Annotated in this window: 11 protein-coding genes; 6 read left to right on the forward strand and 5 right to left on the reverse strand. The window is 71.9% G+C overall.

Annotated elements, in window-relative coordinates; genetic code table 11:
- The first annotated feature begins 44 nt into the window (after positions 1-44).
- Genes WME76_RS33305 through WME76_RS33315 form a run of 3 tightly spaced genes read left to right on the forward strand, consistent with a single transcriptional unit; the run spans position 45 to position 4435 of the window.
- Complete coding sequence (locus WME76_RS33305) at positions 45-1637, forward strand: circularly permuted type 2 ATP-grasp protein (protein WP_437956258.1); 1593 nt, start codon at positions 45-47, stop codon at positions 1635-1637.
- Positions 1634-2668, forward strand: a complete 1035-nt coding sequence (locus WME76_RS33310; RefSeq protein ID WP_437956259.1) for an alpha-E domain-containing protein — start codon at positions 1634-1636, stop codon at positions 2666-2668. Before WME76_RS33305 ends, WME76_RS33310 begins: the two co-directional genes overlap by 4 nt.
- 21 nt (positions 2669-2689) lie before the next feature.
- Complete coding sequence (locus WME76_RS33315) at positions 2690-4435, forward strand: class II glutamine amidotransferase (protein WP_437956260.1); 1746 nt, start codon at positions 2690-2692, stop codon at positions 4433-4435.
- A gap of 13 nt (positions 4436-4448) precedes the next feature.
- On the opposite strand, the gene WME76_RS33320 is transcribed toward WME76_RS33315, so the two are convergent.
- From WME76_RS33320 to WME76_RS33330, 3 genes are all read right to left on the reverse strand, one after another.
- The gene (locus tag WME76_RS33320; protein WP_437956261.1) at positions 4449-6578 is read right to left on the reverse strand and encodes a glycosyl hydrolase; all 2130 of its coding nucleotides are present in this window, start codon (positions 6576-6578) and stop codon (positions 4449-4451) included.
- A 281-nt stretch (positions 6579-6859) separates the two neighbouring features.
- Positions 6860-7432 carry a peroxiredoxin gene (locus WME76_RS33325; RefSeq protein WP_437956262.1) on the reverse strand — a complete coding sequence of 191 codons (573 nt, stop codon included), beginning with the start codon at positions 7430-7432 and terminating at the stop codon, positions 6860-6862.
- A 169-nt stretch (positions 7433-7601) separates the two neighbouring features.
- Positions 7602-8474 (reverse strand): DUF2515 family protein, encoded by an 873-nt coding sequence (locus WME76_RS33330; protein ID WP_437956263.1) that lies wholly within the window; start codon positions 8472-8474, stop codon positions 7602-7604.
- Positions 8475-8705: 231 nt separating this feature from the next.
- On the opposite strand from WME76_RS33330, the gene WME76_RS33335 reads away from it, so the two are divergent.
- On the forward strand, positions 8706-9890 hold the full coding sequence (locus WME76_RS33335; RefSeq protein WP_437956264.1) for a thiolase family protein: 1185 nt from the start codon (positions 8706-8708) through the stop codon (positions 9888-9890).
- Between the two features lie 65 nt (positions 9891-9955).
- Entirely contained in the window at positions 9956-10753 is a 798-nt protein-coding gene (locus WME76_RS33340; RefSeq protein WP_437956265.1) for an MBL fold metallo-hydrolase, read from the forward strand.
- A 69-nt stretch (positions 10754-10822) separates the two neighbouring features.
- On the opposite strand, the gene WME76_RS33345 is transcribed toward WME76_RS33340, so the two are convergent.
- Positions 10823-11503: a hypothetical protein gene (locus WME76_RS33345; RefSeq protein ID WP_437956266.1), complete on the reverse strand. Its 681-nt coding sequence runs from the start codon at positions 11501-11503 to the stop codon at positions 10823-10825.
- Positions 11504-11825: 322 nt separating this feature from the next.
- On the opposite strand from WME76_RS33345, the gene WME76_RS33350 reads away from it, so the two are divergent.
- The gene (locus WME76_RS33350) at positions 11826-13613 is read left to right on the forward strand and encodes an FG-GAP repeat protein (protein WP_437956267.1); all 1788 of its coding nucleotides are present in this window, start codon (positions 11826-11828) and stop codon (positions 13611-13613) included.
- 81 nt (positions 13614-13694) lie between these two features.
- Here the strand turns inward: WME76_RS33350 and WME76_RS33355 are convergent, their stop codons facing one another.
- Positions 13695-15446, reverse strand: coding sequence for a hypothetical protein (locus WME76_RS33355; protein WP_437956268.1), 1752 nt, complete (start codon positions 15444-15446; stop codon positions 13695-13697).
- Positions 15447-15541: the final 95 nt, after the last annotated feature.

Consider the following 15541-nt stretch of genomic DNA (forward strand, 5'->3'; position numbering starts at 1 on the left):
GGGCCCATGGACCTCGGGGGCCTCAAGGCGGTAGCTTCACTCCAGTGTTGTTAGAGACCCCGGGTGCCGGCCTCTTCGCCGGCTACACACCACTCCCCGGCGCCTACGACGAGCTGTTCGGTCCAGACGGCGCCCCTCGACCCGAGTTCCTGCGCACGGCGACGCTCCTCGGCGCGTTCGCGCCGGACGAGTTCGCGCGCGCGCAGCAGCTCGCGGAGCTCGCCCTGCTCAACCAGGGCGTCACGTTCTCGGTCTACGCGGATCAGCGCGGCGCGGAGAAGATCTTCCCGCTCTGCCTCATGCCCCGGATGCTCTCCGCCGCGGACTGGGCCCACATGGAGCGGGGCCTCGAGCAGCGGGTCCGCGCGCTCGGCCTGTTCCTCGACGACGTCTACGGCGAGCAGCGCATCCTCCAGGACGAGCGCGTCCCCCGGGATCTCGTGCTCGGCTCGGGCCAGTACCTGAAGCAGATCCACGGCCTGCGGCCCCCGGGCGGCGTGCGCATCCACATCGCTGGGGTCGACATCATCCGCGACCCGACCGGCACCTTCCGCGTGCTCGAGGACAACCTCCGCACGCCGTCCGGCGTCTCCTACGTCCTCGAGAACCGCCTCATCAGCAAGCGCGTGCTGCCGCACCTGCTCGACAAGGCGCGCGTCCAGCGGGTCGACCATTATCCGGCCCGGCTCGCCGAGACGCTGCGCTCGGTGTCGCCCGTGGCGCCGGGCGGCACGAGCGCCGTCGTGCTCACGCCGGGGCCGTACAACTCGGCGTATTTCGAGCACAGCTTCCTCGCGCGCACGATGGGGCTCGAGCTCGTGCAGGCCCCCGACCTCTTCGTCGATCAGGACCAGGTCTTCGTCCGGACGACGCGCGGCCCGCGCCGGGTCCACGTCATCTACCGCCGCATCGACGAGGCGTTCCTCGACCCCGAGGCCTTCCGGCCCGACAGCCTGCTCGGCGTGCGCGGCCTGATGCGCGCCTACGCCGCCGGCAACGTCGCGCTCGCGAACGCGCCTGGCAACGGCGTGGCCGACGACAAGGCCGTGTACCCGTTCGTGCCGGAGATGATCCGCTATTACCTCGGCGAGGAGCCGATCCTCGAGCAGGTCCCCACCTACCTCTGCATGCGCGACGACGACCGCCGCTACGTGCTCGAGCACCTCGAGGAGCTGGTCGTCAAGGCGGTGGACGAGGCCGGCGGCTACGGCATGCTCATGGGGCCGCAGTCGACCGCGGCGCAGCGCGAGGAGTTCCGCGCGCGCATCGAGGCGACGCCGCGCCGCTACATCGCGCAGCACCGGGTCGAGCTCTCGACGAGCCCCACGTGGGACCCGGCCGTCAGGGCGGCCGTCCCGCGACGGCTCGACCTCCGCCCCTACGTGCTCACCGGCCGCGAAGGCTCGTGGGCGCTGCCCGGCGGGCTCACGCGCGTCGCGCTCGTGGCCGGCTCCTACGTCGTCAACTCCAGCCAGGGCGGGGGCTCGAAGGACACGTGGGTCCTGAAGGGCCCCCACGACGGCGCGCAGCGGGTCCCGTCGGTCGGCGCCGCAGACCCGGCCCCCGGGGCCGCGAGCAACGACCGCAACGACCCACCGAGCGCGCCGCCCTCGTCTGAATCCCCGGAGGCGCTGTGATCTCCCGCGTCGCTGACCATTGCTTCTGGTTCGGCCGCTACCTCGAGCGGACCGAGAGCGTGGCCCGGATCCTCGCCGTCACGCAGAACCTCGCGCTCGACGCCGAGCTCTCGCCCTACCAGTGCTGGATGCCCGTCGTCATCGTGGTCGGGCAGAAGGAGCACTTCACCGCCCAGCACGGCGAGGAGGCCGCGGCCGACGGCGAGCTCGTGCAGCGCTACATGAGCGTCGACGAGGACAACCCGACGAGCCTCTGCCGGTCGAGCTCCGCGGCGCGCTGGAACGCGCGGTCGATCCGCGAGGTCGTCAGCCTCGAGGCGTGGGAGACCGCCAACGAGCTCCACCTCTGGATCAACAGCGAGCAGGCGCGCGAGGAGTTCAGGTCGAGCCGCTACGCCTTCTACCGGCGCGTCCGGCACCTCACGCAGCTCTGCCTCGGCCTCACGCAGAGCACGATGCTCCACGACACGCCGCTCGACTTCATCTGGCTCGGCGTGCTGCTCGAGCGCGTCGGGCAGACGGCGCGCACGCTCGACGTCCACCACCACGCCCTCACCCACCTGGAGCCGCCGCTCTCGGAGCGGAGCGGCCAGGCCCAGGGCGCGGTGCGCCGGCGGCACCGGGTCGTCGAGACGGCGCTCTGGCTCTCGCTCCTCCGCGCCTGCTCGGGGTTCGAGCCGTTCATGAAGCTCAACCAGGGTCAGGTGACCCCGCAGGCGGTCGCACAGTTCCTCCTGTTCGAGCCGCGCTTCCCGCGCTCGATCCGGCACTGCGTGCACGCGGCGTTCACGCGGCTCTGCGAGATCCGCCCGCCGGAGAGCGCGACGCTCCCCGGGGGCGAGTGCCTGGAGCGGCTGCACCTGCTGCACCAGTGGGTCGCCGACAGGGCGGCCGAGCCGTTCGATTCCCTCTCGGTGCACGCGGCGCTCACGCACGTGGTCGACGAGACAGCGACGATCTGCGACGGTATTGGCCGCGAGCTGCTCGGTTATGGGCCGCCCGACAGCAATCCACCTGCGACGAGCCAGTAGCCGGACCCGCCAGATCCATCCATGCCGAACCTCCTCGCGATGTCGTTCGAGGGCGAGCTCGCCCCGTGCTTCGATCTCACCTGCCTGCGCCCCGGGGGCAGGCTGCCGGACGGCTGGGGCATCGGGTACTACCCGGGGGGCGAGCCGAGCGCCACGGTGCTCAAGGAGCCGGCGCCGCCGCAGGGGAGCATCCGCAGCGAGCTCGTGAAGGCGTGGGAGCACCTCGAGTCGTCGCTGCTCGTGCTGCACATCCGCACGGCGACGTGGGGGAGCATCAACGACGCGAACACGCAGCCGTTCAGCCGGAGCTGGGGCGGGCGCGACTGGCTGTTCGCGCACAGCGGCAGCCTGGTCGACCGGATCGAGGTCGACCCGAAGTCGCTCTTCCAGCCCGTGGGCTCGACCGACACGGAGCTCATCCTGTGCGAGCTCCTGCGCTGGATGGCGTCCGAGGACCTCCGGAGCATCGGCGACATCGATCCGCGGGTGCTGCGCGACTGGTTCGACGAGATGAACGAGCACGGCCCGCTCACGTCGGTCCTGGCGGACGGCCGCGACCTGGTCGTCTATGCGGACCGGGATCGCGAGGGCGACGCGTTCCTCTGGGAGGTGCTGCCGCCCTACGAGCGCCTCGCGTTCGGGGACGACGACCTCGAGGTCGATCTCACCAGGCGGGGCGTCAAGAGCCGCAAGGGCGTCATCGTCTCGTCGGAGGAGCTCAAGGTCCACGCCGGCGCGCAGCCGGCGACGTGGACGCGCGTCCCGCCGGGCCACCTCGTGGTGCTGCGCCAGGGCGCGCTCCGGGCCACGGCGTCGCCGAGCACCGACCGGCGCAGGCCGTCGCCCTCGACGCCGCCGACGTCGTCGCGCCCGGTCCGCCGGCCGACGCACGCCTCGATCCGCCGCTTCCAGGTGGTGCACCGCACGGCGTACCGCTACGCGACCGCGGTGGAGCGCAGCACGCACCTCCTGCGGCTGACGCCCGCGCACGACCGGCTGCAGATGCTGCTGCACAACGAGATCGACATCTCGGTCGAGGGCAAGCACCGCGAGTACGACGACGTCTTCGGCAACCGCGCGCGGCGGGTGCTGCTCGAGACGCCGTTCAAGGAGCTCATCATCGAGTCGAGGTCGCGGGTGGAGCTGCTCGACACCGATCCGCTGAGCTTCCGTCCGCTGCGCGCCCGGTCGACGATCCCGCTCGTGTGGATGCCCTGGCAGCGCCAGATCTTGCAGCCGTTCCTCCTGCCGCCGGAGCTCGCGGAGAGCGAGCTCGCGGAGCTCAGCGAGTACGCGATGACGTTCGTGGAGCGGAACGACTACGACCTGCTCGACACGCTGCTCGACCTGAACGCGTCGATCTTCCAGGAGTACGAGTACAAGCAGGGGGCGACCAACCTGTCCACGACGGCGTTCGACGTGTACGCGAACCGCCGCGGCGTGTGCCAGGACTTCACGAACCTGTTCATCTGCCTGACGCGGCTGCTCGGCGTGCCGTCGCGCTACGTGTGCGGGTACATCTACACGGGGCCGAAGCACGAGAACCAGCGGCAGAGCGAGGCCTCGCACGCCTGGGTCCAGGTGTACCTGCCGGAGATCGGGTGGAAGGGCTTCGATCCGACGAACGGGATCCTGACGCAGACCGATCACATCCGCGTGGCGGTCGGTCGCAACTACGTGGACGCGACGCCGACCTCGGGCACCATCTTCGTGGGGGGCGGGGCAGAGCGCCTCGAGGTCGACGTGCGGGTCGAGCCGATCGACTGAGCGGGAGGGCCGCTCAGGGCCGCGTGGCGATCCAGTAGAGGAGCGCCGTGCGGCTGAGCCCGTTGTCGAGCTCGGTCAGCGCCTGCGCCTCCTCCCAGGCAGCCTCCTTGTCGACGACCGCGTGCGCCGCGGTCAGGAAGGCCTTCCAGGGCTCGTCCGCCGTGTCCGCGGCGGCCGACATCGCCGGCCACGCGTCCTCGATCCACTCCTTGGAGAGGAGCGACTCCGAGATGGGCGTGATCGGGAGCATCTGGATGCCATACACGTACTCGGGGTTCTGCCCGAACCAGGTCGAGAAATCGGCCTTGGTCGACCAGAGGACGCCGACAGCGCCGTTGTCCTTGAACGGCACGTCATAGACGGTGCTGTTCGAGGTGATCTGCCAGTAGGTCTGCGCGGAGGCCGTCTCCACCGCGAGGAGCAGCCGGCCGATGTTCATCACGTCCTCGTCGCCGAGCGCGTCGCCGAGGAGCTGCAGGCTGTACCAGGCGTTGACGGCCTCGGACGTGGACTCCTGGTTGCGGCCGTCCGCGAACGGGAACAGCCCCGAAGCCCAGGAGTGGCCCCGGAAGAAGTCCATGTTGCGGAACGGCGTGAAGTGCTGGTCCTTGGTGCTCGGGTTCGCGATGTCGCGGACGAGCCACAGCACCTTGTCGGCGTAGTTGTCGCGCCAGTTCTCATCGCCCTTCGCCAGCACGGCCGCCGCGTAGAGGAAGTAGCCGTAGTGGAAGTGGTGATCGTTGTAATACGCCTGGCCGAAGTCGGCGGTCTCGTCCGCGATGCCCTTCGTCGTCACGATGCCGCCCCAGGTCGAGTCGTAGACGAAGGGGTTCTCGTTCTCGCCGTTGAGCCACGGGTTGATGAGCGACTTGAGCCGCGCCCTGAGCTCCTCGGCGAGGTCCGCCTTGCCGACCACCTCGGCGATCTGCGCGAGGCGCGCGAGCTTGGCGAGCTCCTTGCCCCCGAAATAGGGGTCTGAACCGACGACCGCGTCGGCGGGCGTGAACCCCCGCTCGTCCTCGAGCGCCTCGACGACGGCTTCGCCCCACTGGTCCGAGACGCGGCGCGGGGCGTCCCAGCCGATCGCGCTGAGCGGGTACACGAGCTCCCACTCCGCCCCGGAGACGGCCTTCATGTCGCCGATCACGGTCGGGTACGAGAGGTCCGCCGTCAGCGCCTTCTCGAGGCGCTCGAGGTGGTGCGGCAGGGCCATGGTGAGGAGATCGCCCTCGCCCTTCGTCTTCCAGACGAAGCGCAGCGAGGCGGTGTCCTCGATGATCGACGCCTTGATGTCGCCGCCGACAGGGATGACGCCGGCGTGCTCGTCGAGCACGGCCGCGGCGTTCGGCCCGGGCACGAGCGCCAGGCGGAGCGACCCCACATAGGGCTCCGCCGCGTTCATCACGATGGCGTCCCACTCGAGGGTGATGGCGGGAGACGCATAGAGGACCCACGTCTGGCCGTTGTTGAGCGAGATCTCGAATCGATCGCCCGTGACCTTGGTGGGGCTCGTGGAGTCGCCGTTCACCGCGGTGAACGCCACGCCGTCGCCGGCGCGCACGGAGGGGGTGAGCCCGTCGTACATGGCCGTCACGTACGGCATCCCGTACACGATGGGCGCCGTCATGGAGCCGCCCTGCGCCGACCACTCGACGGTGACCGAGAGGAGGTCGGACGACCGGACGACGTGGCCCGTGACCGCCTGGCGCACGGTGAGCCCGAGCTGCGACGCGTCGGCCGACGTGACGGACGTGCTGTTCACCACGACGTCCGGCCGGGAGATCGACAGCCCCTGTCCGAGCGCCTTGAGATCGTAGGGCGCGGCGTTGATCCGCTGGTCGCCGTCGCCGAGCGCGAAGTTCATCCAGGTGGTGTTCGTGGGGAGCGGGGTGTCCAGCTCGCTCAGGACGTCGCCCGGCTCGAGCGGGTGCGGCGCCTCCGTGAAGCCCGGCTCGACCCCGGACAGCGGCCTGTCGCGGTTGAGCTCCCACACCTCGACCTCCTCGCCGCCGGCGCCGCCGGCGCCGCCGCCGCCGCTCCCGCCGCCGCCGTCGTTGTTGACCACCGGGCGCGTCGGGGGGTCGTCCCCGCCGCAGGCGGCGATCGCGCCGAGGCAACTCAGCAGGGTAAAGGTCCTTACCATCGGATGCTTTAGAATCATGATCTGGCTCCCTCGCTCCAGCGCTCATCGCTCCACCTGACGTGAGGCGAGTCGAGGGATGAGCCCTGGTGTCGTGGTAATTTCATCGATCTACAAGGAACGGTGCAAGATTCTTTCACGAAGCGCGGGGCCCGTCCAGCCCGGAGGAGGCGCAGGCGGCCGCGCGGGATGCCCTCGCGACGGCCTCAATCAGGCGATCGCCGCGCGCGATCATGAGTCCGCCGTGAGTCGGCTGCGTGGTTGTCCGCCCGTCCCGGCGGCCGTTATCGGGGCTTCGTAACGGGCTTTGCCGGCGCCTTCACCGCGCCTCTCTTCGCAGGCGTCTTGGCCGCGGTCTTCGCCGCCGACGCCGCCGCGCGCGGGGCCTCGGGCGCGCCGCCGCCGCGCACGAGCGCGAGCACCGCGTCCGCGTGGCCGTCGACCTTCACGCCGCTGAAGATGTGCTTCACCGTGCGGTCGGGGCCGATGATGAAGGTGCTCCGGATCGTGCCCATCACCTTCTTCCCGTACATCGTCTTCTCGCCGTAGGCGCCGTAGGCGTCGTGCGCGGTGAGATCCGGATCGCTGAGCAGCGTCACCCCGAGATCGTATTTAGCTCTGAACTTCCGGTGGCGCTCCGCCGAGTCGCGCGAGACGCCGAGCACCACGGCGCCGGCCTCGGTGAACGCGTGGAGGGCCTCGGAGAACGCCTGCGCCTCCCGCGTGCAGCCGGGCGTGTCGTCCTTTGGGTAGAAGTAGAGGACGACCGTCTTGCCCGGGAAATCGGCGAGGCTCACCGTCTTGCCGCTGTCGCTGTCGAGAGAGAAATCCGGGGCACGGTCGCCTGCATTCAACATCGCTCGCTCGCTCCTTGTCCGCCCGGAGGCGAGGAGGACTGACCCCCTCCCCCCCGCGGGGCGAGCACGATACACGGGCCGTCGCCGGCGCACCACAAGGCGTCGGCCGGGCGCACAGGCCCGAGCCGGCGAGTCGGCCGTCCCTCGGCCCCGGCAGGGCGGCGAGCGTTCAGGGCCAGCCCGGGTCCGGCTCGGGCGGGGCATGAATTCCGTCCCAGAGCGCCCGCACGGCGTGGGCGGGCCACGCGTCCCTGAGCCGCGGCCGTGCAGGGCCCCGCGCGCCGTCGCAGGGCGGCCGCGAGCCGTCGTGCGGGTGCCGCCGCGCCCACTCGTACATCGCGTCGCGCGTGGCGCGGTCGGCCATGGCCTCGAAGATCCGCATCCCGGCGCGGATGCGCCGCTCGAGGATCGCGAAGCCGCCGACCTGGATCGACGCCTGCGTGCACGGCAGCACGACCGGGGCCTCCTGCCCGAGCGCCTCGGCGAGCGCGACGAGCGCCCGCGCGATCGGGAACCGGGGGTGGTGCACGACGCGGCGCTCGATGAAGTTCTGCTCGTTGGTCACGAGGTCGCGCACGAGCGCGCGCTCGAGGGCGCGGTGCGGCTGGCCGGCCCGCCGCGCGCCCTCGTGCCGGGCCCACGCCTCGCGGACGAAACGCGAGCACCGGCCGGGCGCGAGATCGGCGCTCCGGCCGAGCAGGTGGTGGAGCACATGATACCAGGCGTCGAAGAAGATGAGGTGATTGGCGCGCTCCAGGAAGAGGAAGAGCTCTCGCAGCGCGGGCGGGGCGATCGCGCCGTCGCCGCGGTCGAGGAGGACCGCGATGTCGGTCATCAGCGAGCCCGCGTTGCGCGACACGAGGTGCGCCATGAGCAGCCAGGGCAGATCCGGCGGATGGGCGCGGGTGAGCGCATAGAGCTCGAGGTAGCTCTCCGTGCGGGTCACATTGTCGAGGTTCCGCTCGTCGAGCTCGGCGAGCAGCGCCGTGAGGCGCGCCACGTCGGCGCGGCCCGGCGCTTCCGAGCACACCGTCTCAGCCATGCCGGGCGGCTTTGCACGAGCCCGGCCATGGAGAATTCAAGGCTTTCCGGGTTCTCTCGGCGAGCCTGTGAAGCGGCGCGAGCTGTCGTGAACTGTGAGGGACCGCGCAGGCGGAGGGGCGCCCTGGGCCGGCTTGCCCCCAAAGGTCAACCGAGGTACCAAAGGCACATTCGTGAGACGCCCTCGACGGCGTCATCGAATGAGACGGCGCCGGCGCCGCTGGAGGAAATCATGACCCTACCTGTCCCCGTGTACATCGTCGCAGCGGCCCGGACGCCGATCGGCGCGTTCCAGGGCGCGCTCTCCCCCTTGCCCGCCCCGCGCCTGGGCGAGGTCGCCATCCGGGCGGCCCTCGAGCGGGCAAAGCTCTCTCCGGACGCTATCGAGGAGGTCTTCCTCGGCAACGTCCTCTCGGCGGGCATCGGGCAGGCCCCTGCCCGGCAGGCCGCCATCTATGCCGGCATCCCGAGCAAGGTCCCGGCCACCACGGTGAGCAAGGTCTGCGGCTCGGGGCTCCAGGCCGTCATCTTCGGCGCCAAGACGGTGGCGCTCGGCGACGCGGACGTGGTGGTCGCCGGCGGCATGGAGTCGATGTCGAACGTGCCCTACTACCTGCCGCAGGCGCGCACCGGCTACCGCATGGGCGACGGCAAGCTCGTGGACGGCATGATCCATGACGGCCTCTGGGACCCGTACGGCAACTTCCACATGGGCACCGCGGGCGAGGCGTGCGCGAAGGAGCACGGCTTCTCGCGCGAGGCGCAGGACGAGTACGCGAAGGAGAGCTTCCGCCGGGCGCTCGCCGCGCAGCGCGAGGGGCTCTTCGCCGCGGAGATCGCGCCGGTCGCCGTCCCGCAGCGGAAGGGCGACGCCGTGGTCGTGAAGGACGACGAGGGCCCGCCGGCGGGCAAGCCCGAGAAGTTCGCGTCGCTCAAGCCCGCGTTCCAGAAGGACGGGACGATCACCGCGGCCAACGCCTCGTCGATCAACGACGGCGCGAGCGCGCTCGTCCTGGCGAGCGAGCGGGCGGTCAAGGAGCACAAGCTGACGCCGCTCGCGCGGATCGTCGGCTACGGCGGCGCCGCGCAGGCGCCGGAGTGGTTCACGACGGCGCCGGCCGCGGCGATCGCGAACACCACGAAGAAGCTCGGGCTCAGCGCGGACCAGATCGACCTGTTCGAGGTGAACGAGGCGTTCGCGGTGGTGGCGCTCGCCGTGAACAAGCTCGCCGGGATCGACGCCCAGAAGGTGAACGTCCGCGGCGGCGCGGTCGCGCTCGGGCACCCGATCGGCGCGAGCGGCGCCCGCATCCTGACCACGCTGCTCTTCACGATGAAGGACCAGAACGCGAAGCGCGGCCTGGCGACGCTCTGCATCGGCGGCGGCGAGGCGCTGGCCGTCGTCGTCGAGCGGTGATCCGGCCGCAGCCCGTCGCTCCCGGCGCGCGCGGCGTTGAAGCCTTCGCCGCGCGCACGCCGACCTTGCCCCCTGCCACGCACACGAACAGCTACGCGCTCGGCGGCCGCGAGGTGCTGCTCGTCGAGCCGGCCACGCCGTACGAGGACGAGCGCCGCGAGTGGCTCGCGTGGGCGCGCGGCTTCGCCGCCCAGGGGCGGACGATCGTGGCGATCGCGGTGACCCACCACCACGCCGACCACGTCGGGGGCGCGCGCTTCTTCGCGGCCGAGCTCGGCGTGCCGGTCTGGGCCCACGCCGAGGCGGCCCCGCGCCTCCCCGGCGTGCCGATCGCGCGGCGCCTCGCGGACGGGGACGTCGTGCGGCTCGGCGGGCCGGAGCCGATGGAGATCCGCGTGCTCCACACGCCGGGGCACGCGCCCGACCACCTCTGCTTCCTCGACGAGGCGCAGGGCGCCCTCGTCTGCGGCGACATGGTGGCCGGCGTGGGGACCATCCTGATCGACCCCCGGGAGGGCGACATGGCGGTGTACCTGGCGCAGATCGAGCGGCTCGCGGCGCTCGGGGCGCGGGTCGCGCTGCCGGCGCACGGGATGCCGATCGACGCGCCCGAGGCGCTGTTCCGGCGCTACATCGCGCACCGGCTCGGGCGCGAGCAGAAGGTGGCCGCGGCGCTCGACGGGGCCGGCGAGGGGGGCGCGTCGCTCGACGGTCTCCTGCCGGTCGTGTACGCCGACACGGCGCCGGCGCTCTGGCCGATCGCGCGGCTCAGCCTGGAGGCGCACCTGATCAAGCTGGAGCGCGAGGGGCGAGCCCGGCGGGGCGATGACCGGTGGCGGCGGGCGTCGATGAGCGACGCCTGACCTCGGACGCCGTCCGTGCTCATCGAGCCTGGCCGGCGTCGGCCGGCGTGGCCAGGAGCCGCCGCGGGGCTACAGGCCAGTATGATTCCCCGTGATCCAGACGGTCGCGTGGGAGCCGTCGGGCTGCGTGGCCCAGGTGCGGACGCGGTACTTGCTCGTGGCGACCTGCTGCGCAGTCCCGTAGTTCTCGTGGTAGTAGAGGAACACCGGAGTCGAGCAGTGCCCGCGGCCGGTGAGCGGGTTGTCCCACTCCCACGCGCCCGCCTGCTCCTTGTACGTGAGCTGCACGAACTTGCTCGTGGCCGAGTCCCAGCGCTGCACGCGCGTCGCCATCTTGGTGTTCGCGCAGTCGCTGATCGCCTGCGACGCGTCGCTCCACGACGTGGAAGAGGAGCCCCAGAAGGACGGCTGCACGACGAAGCTGTACGTCTCCGGGGTCTGGTGCTGGTAATAGCTGGGCACGGGGAAATCGACGATCGTCGTCGCTCGATCCTGCCCGCTGGCCGGACAGATGCTGTCGATCCACTGGTAGGAGCGGACATACGTATCGCTTGCTCCGACCGCGGTGAGCTGCGCGCTGGTGAAGTTCGGGTCGGTCCCCATCGCGCAGGGGTCCGGGTTTCCCCCGAGCGCCTCGGCGCTCTCCGCCGTGTCTTCATCGTCGAAGCTGCCGTCATCCGCCACCACGCAGCCCGTGACCATCGAGATGGTGATGAGAACGAGACCGACATGAACTGCAGCGATCTTCATGGTGCGACTCCCCTTGAGTTGCCGGCCTCTCTGGCCCGCGCCCGACCAGAGAGCAGGGAACGTGCCCACGACGATCCGGTGCGCGCTCCGGGGCGTTCGACGCGCTCGCGGCGCAAGATCGCGGCGCGGGCCGTGGGGCCGACCGCCGCTTCTCCGGCGATGGAGGCGGCAGCCTCCTCCATCGGCAGGGCGACGGAGGCTCGCGCCTCCACCCCGGCGAGCTCGCTGGTCCCGTGTACGGCCCTGTGCGGTCACGCGTTCACGCGCGCGACGCGATTTCAACAGGTTGACGCCTCGACTACTCTCCAGGTCGAGGTGACCGATGGACGACCGGCGACTCTACTGGATCGCGCTGCTATCGCCTGCGCTCTCGGCTGCGGCCTGCGCCGCGCCGACGCCCGACGAAGGCCCGACCGCGACCGCGCGCGCGGCGCTCACCGTCCTGGAGGACCAGCGGCTCGCCGAGCCCGCGCCGGAGGCGCTGCGCCTCTTCGGCTTCGCCGTCGCCGGGAGCGGGAGCACGGTGCTGATCGGGGCGCCGGACGAGGCGGGCATGACGCGAGGAGCGGTGCACGTCTACACGGTGGCCGGAGGGGTCGCGACATTCGCCACCACGCTCGAGCCGGGTGACGGCGAGGACGGCATGCGGTTCGGCCGTCAGGTCGCCATCGACGGCGACACCGCCGTGGTCATGGCCGGCGCCGACTACGAGGCGAGCTCGATCGAGGAGCGCATCTATGTGTTCGGCCGGGGCGACGAGGGATGGTCCGAGCAGGCCCTGCTGACCATCCCGGAGGTGATCACGGGCGGCCTGTCGACGATGGCCGTGGACGTGGACGGCGACACGGTCGTGGCCAGCGATGTCTGCGAGGATGGCGATGTCGCCCTGGGCCGGGCGTTCGCGTTCACCAGGGCGGGCGTCGCGTGGTCGCCGCGCGTGGAGCTCGTGCCGCACGACAGCCCTCGCGGCCTCGGCTGGTCGGTCGCGCTCTCGGGCGACACCGCGATCCTGGGCGCGCCCCAGGACGACCCCGAGGGGCGCTACAGCGCCGGATCCGCCTATGTGTTCGTGCGCGAGGGCGGCGCGTGGACGCAGCAGGCGAAGCTCGTGCCGCCCGACAGCGGCGTGAACCTGGCCTTCGGCACGTCGGTCGCCGTCGAGGGCGACACCGCGGCGATCGGGGCCAAGAGCGCCGTGTACATCTATGCGCGCCACGACGGCGTGTGGACCCAGCAAGCGAAGCTCACGCCCGCGCTGACCGGGTCCGCGGCGACCGGGGTGCAGCTCCTGCGCAACGCGGTGCTGGCCGGGTTCGTCGGCGTGAACGATCAGAAGGGCGTCGCCTCGGTTTTTCATGGCGGAGGAGCGACGTGGGTGGAAGCGCGCACGCTGGTCCCGTCGGATGGCCATGCGTTCGACTTCTTCGGTCTGAGCACCGGCTATGCTGGAGGGAGCGCGATCGTCGGGGCGCCCTACCTGGGCGAGGCGCCCAGCCGCGCCGGCGCGGCGTATGTTTATGCGCTGCCGTCCCTCGATGGCGGGAGCTGCGCCGCGGATGAGGACTGCCTGAGCGGCACGTGCCTGGCGGGCGAGTGCGCCCCCGGCGGCGGCAGCGCGACGGGCGCGGGAGGCAGCGGCGGCGGCAGCGCGACGGGCGCAGGTGGCGCCGGCGGTGACAGCGCGACGGGCGCAGGCGGCAGCGGCGCAGGCGGCGGCGCCACGGGCAGCGGCGGCGCCAGCACCGCCGGCGCAGGCGGCGCTGGCGGCGACAGCACGGCGGGCGCAGGCGGCGCCGGCGGCGAAAGCGCGGCGGGCGCAGGCGGCGGCGGCGACAGCACGGCCGGCGCAGGCGGCGGCGACGGCGCAGGCGGCGGCGACGGCGCAGCCGGCGGCGACAGCACGGCAGGCGCAGGCGGCGACAGCGCAGGCGGCGGCGACAGCGCGGGCGCAGGCGGCGACAGCACGGCGGGCGCAGGCGGCGGGGGATGTCAGATGGGCAGCCCGGACCGGCCGGCGCAGCGCGCTCCGGCGATCGCGGTCGTCCTCTTCGCGCTCGCAGCCGTATCCGCGCGACGAACCAGGGGCTGGATAGCGTGGGTCCCCTCCTGAGCGCTCCGAGCGACGGGGACATGGCGGCGGGCAACGGCGGATGACGCGTGGCCGCGCGCGCTGGGGCGCGCAGCCCGCCGCTCACATCCAGAGGCGCGCCACGATTCCGAACGTCCCGGGTCCCGGCACCCCACCCTGGTTCTCGCCGCAGACAACGACCTTCTGGCCCGAGTAGATCGCGGCGCGGTGGATCCCGCCCTGATCGCCGACGTACAAGGAAACAACGCCGCCGGTACCGAAATTGGCATCGATCCTCCCGTCGCGCGTGTAGCGCGCGAGCACCGGCCCCGCCGAGGCGCCGCCGCCCGCGTTGCCCACCACGAGGATCCGGCTGTCGGGCAGCAAGACCACGTCTTCCGCGACGTCGTCACCGCTGGTGATCGGCGCCGTGACGACGCCGCCGGCGCCGAAGCTCGGATCGTCGGCGCCGTCTTCGAGGAGGCGGCGAACCTGGAAGTCGGCGTCGCCATTCTGGTTCGACGCGCCGGCCACGAGGACGCGGCCGTCCGCGAGGAGGGCGAGCGCCGCGGCCCGCTCGCTGCTCCCGGGCACGGCGATGACCCGCTGACCGCCCGTCCCGAACGCCGTATCCGGTTGTCCGTCGGCAAGCAGGCGGGCGACGACAGCGTCGCTCTCGCCGCCCGATTCCACGTGGCCCGCCACGAGGATCCGACCCTCGCCGTCGACGGCCATGGCCTGCGCGACGAACGACGGGCTCAGGACCACATGGGCGCTCCCCGCGCCGAAGGAGCTGTCGGGAGCGCCGTCCGGGGAGGCGCGCGCCACGAGCGGCTCGCCGCTTCGATCGCCGACGACGAGGATCTTGTTGTTCGACAGCACGAGCCCGTCCGTCACCGTCTCGCTGCCGCCCGTATCGATCAGCGCCTTGCCACCGCTGACGTTGCCGAACAGCGCATCACCGGTCGCCCCGTTCGCCCCGAGGCGCACGAGCGCGATGTCGCGCGGCTCCGGGGTTTCGTGCCAGCCCATCGCGATGATCTTGCCATCGAGCTGGTGCCCCACCGCGTGCGCCTTGGCTGTGGAGCCGGAGGAGCCGCCGAACCGCACCGACACGAGCTTTCCGTCGGAGAACGTGGGATCCATCGCGCCGTCGCCGGTCAGGCGCGTGACCTTCATGGAAGATCCGCCGAGCCCGCCGGCGCCCCACCCCGTGGCGAGGATCTGCCCGCCGACCACCTCGATGTCCGTCAGGTAGCCGCCGTCGTCGGCCCCGAAGCTGATGGCGGCCAGGCCTGTCGCCGCGGCGCCGAACGTATCGTCGAGGGCGCCGGGGCGGCCGGTGATCTGGGCATCGGCCACGGTGGCTGTCCTCTCCCGGGCGCCGGAGGTGCCCGACAGGGTGAAGGAGACCGTGTTGCCGAGGGCCAGAGGCGCCTCCGCGCCCACCGTGACCTCGGCCTTGGTCTGCCCTGCCGGCACCGTCACGCGGTCGATCACCAGGCCTACGGGAGGGCTTACCGGCAGCACCGTCACATCGCCGCTGAAGCCGCCGGTGCGCCGGATCTCGATCTCGAGGACGTTCTTCCCGCCGAGGGGGACCGTGATGTTGGGCGTGAGGACGGCCAGGGAGAAGTCAGCAGCTCCCGTCTCGCCGCCCCCGGCGCCGTCCCCGCCGGCGCCACCCCCGCCGGAGCCGGGCGCGTCGGGGCGGCCGCCGGTGCCGGATGACGTCTCACCATCGGACGGGCTCGCGTCCGCTTCGAGGTCCACGTCGTGGATGCCCAGGATCTGCTGGCAGCTCGCGGAAGCCAGCGGGAACAGCGATGTGAGGAGGAGCGGGAGCAAGCGGGCCGGGCGCCGACGAGGAATCATCGCCGTCATCCTCGCATTGCCGCCCCCGACGTCAACAAGGGCGGCGCGCAGGGCAGAGTGATGGCCGGTTCAGGTCGAGCTCACAGGGGCAGCGT

Origin of the sequence: Sorangium sp. So ce119 (assembly GCF_051524405.1) — a bacterium.
Classification (GTDB): Bacteria; Myxococcota_A; Polyangia; order Polyangiales; family Polyangiaceae; genus Sorangium; species Sorangium cellulosum_G.

Bases quoted from the DNA above. Each gene is read 5' to 3' on its own strand.
- WME76_RS33330 (WP_437956263.1), bottom strand. From the start codon at position 8,474: ATGGCTGAGACGGTGTGCTCGGAAGCGCCGGGCCGCGCCGACGTGGCG.
- WME76_RS33320 (WP_437956261.1), bottom strand. From the start codon at position 6,578: ATGGTAAGGACCTTTACCCTGCTGAGTTGCCTCGGCGCGATCGCCGCC.
- WME76_RS33325 (WP_437956262.1), bottom strand. From the start codon at position 7,432: ATGTTGAATGCAGGCGACCGTGCCCCGGATTTCTCTCTCGACAGCGAC.
- WME76_RS33355 (WP_437956268.1), bottom strand. From the start codon at position 15,446: ATGATTCCTCGTCGGCGCCCGGCCCGCTTGCTCCCGCTCCTCCTCACA.
- WME76_RS33350 (WP_437956267.1), top strand. From the start codon at position 11,826: ATGGACGACCGGCGACTCTACTGGATCGCGCTGCTATCGCCTGCGCTC.
- WME76_RS33345 (WP_437956266.1), bottom strand. From the start codon at position 11,503: ATGAAGATCGCTGCAGTTCATGTCGGTCTCGTTCTCATCACCATCTCG.
- WME76_RS33315 (WP_437956260.1), top strand. From the start codon at position 2,690: ATGCCGAACCTCCTCGCGATGTCGTTCGAGGGCGAGCTCGCCCCGTGC.
- WME76_RS33335 (WP_437956264.1), top strand. From the start codon at position 8,706: ATGACCCTACCTGTCCCCGTGTACATCGTCGCAGCGGCCCGGACGCCG.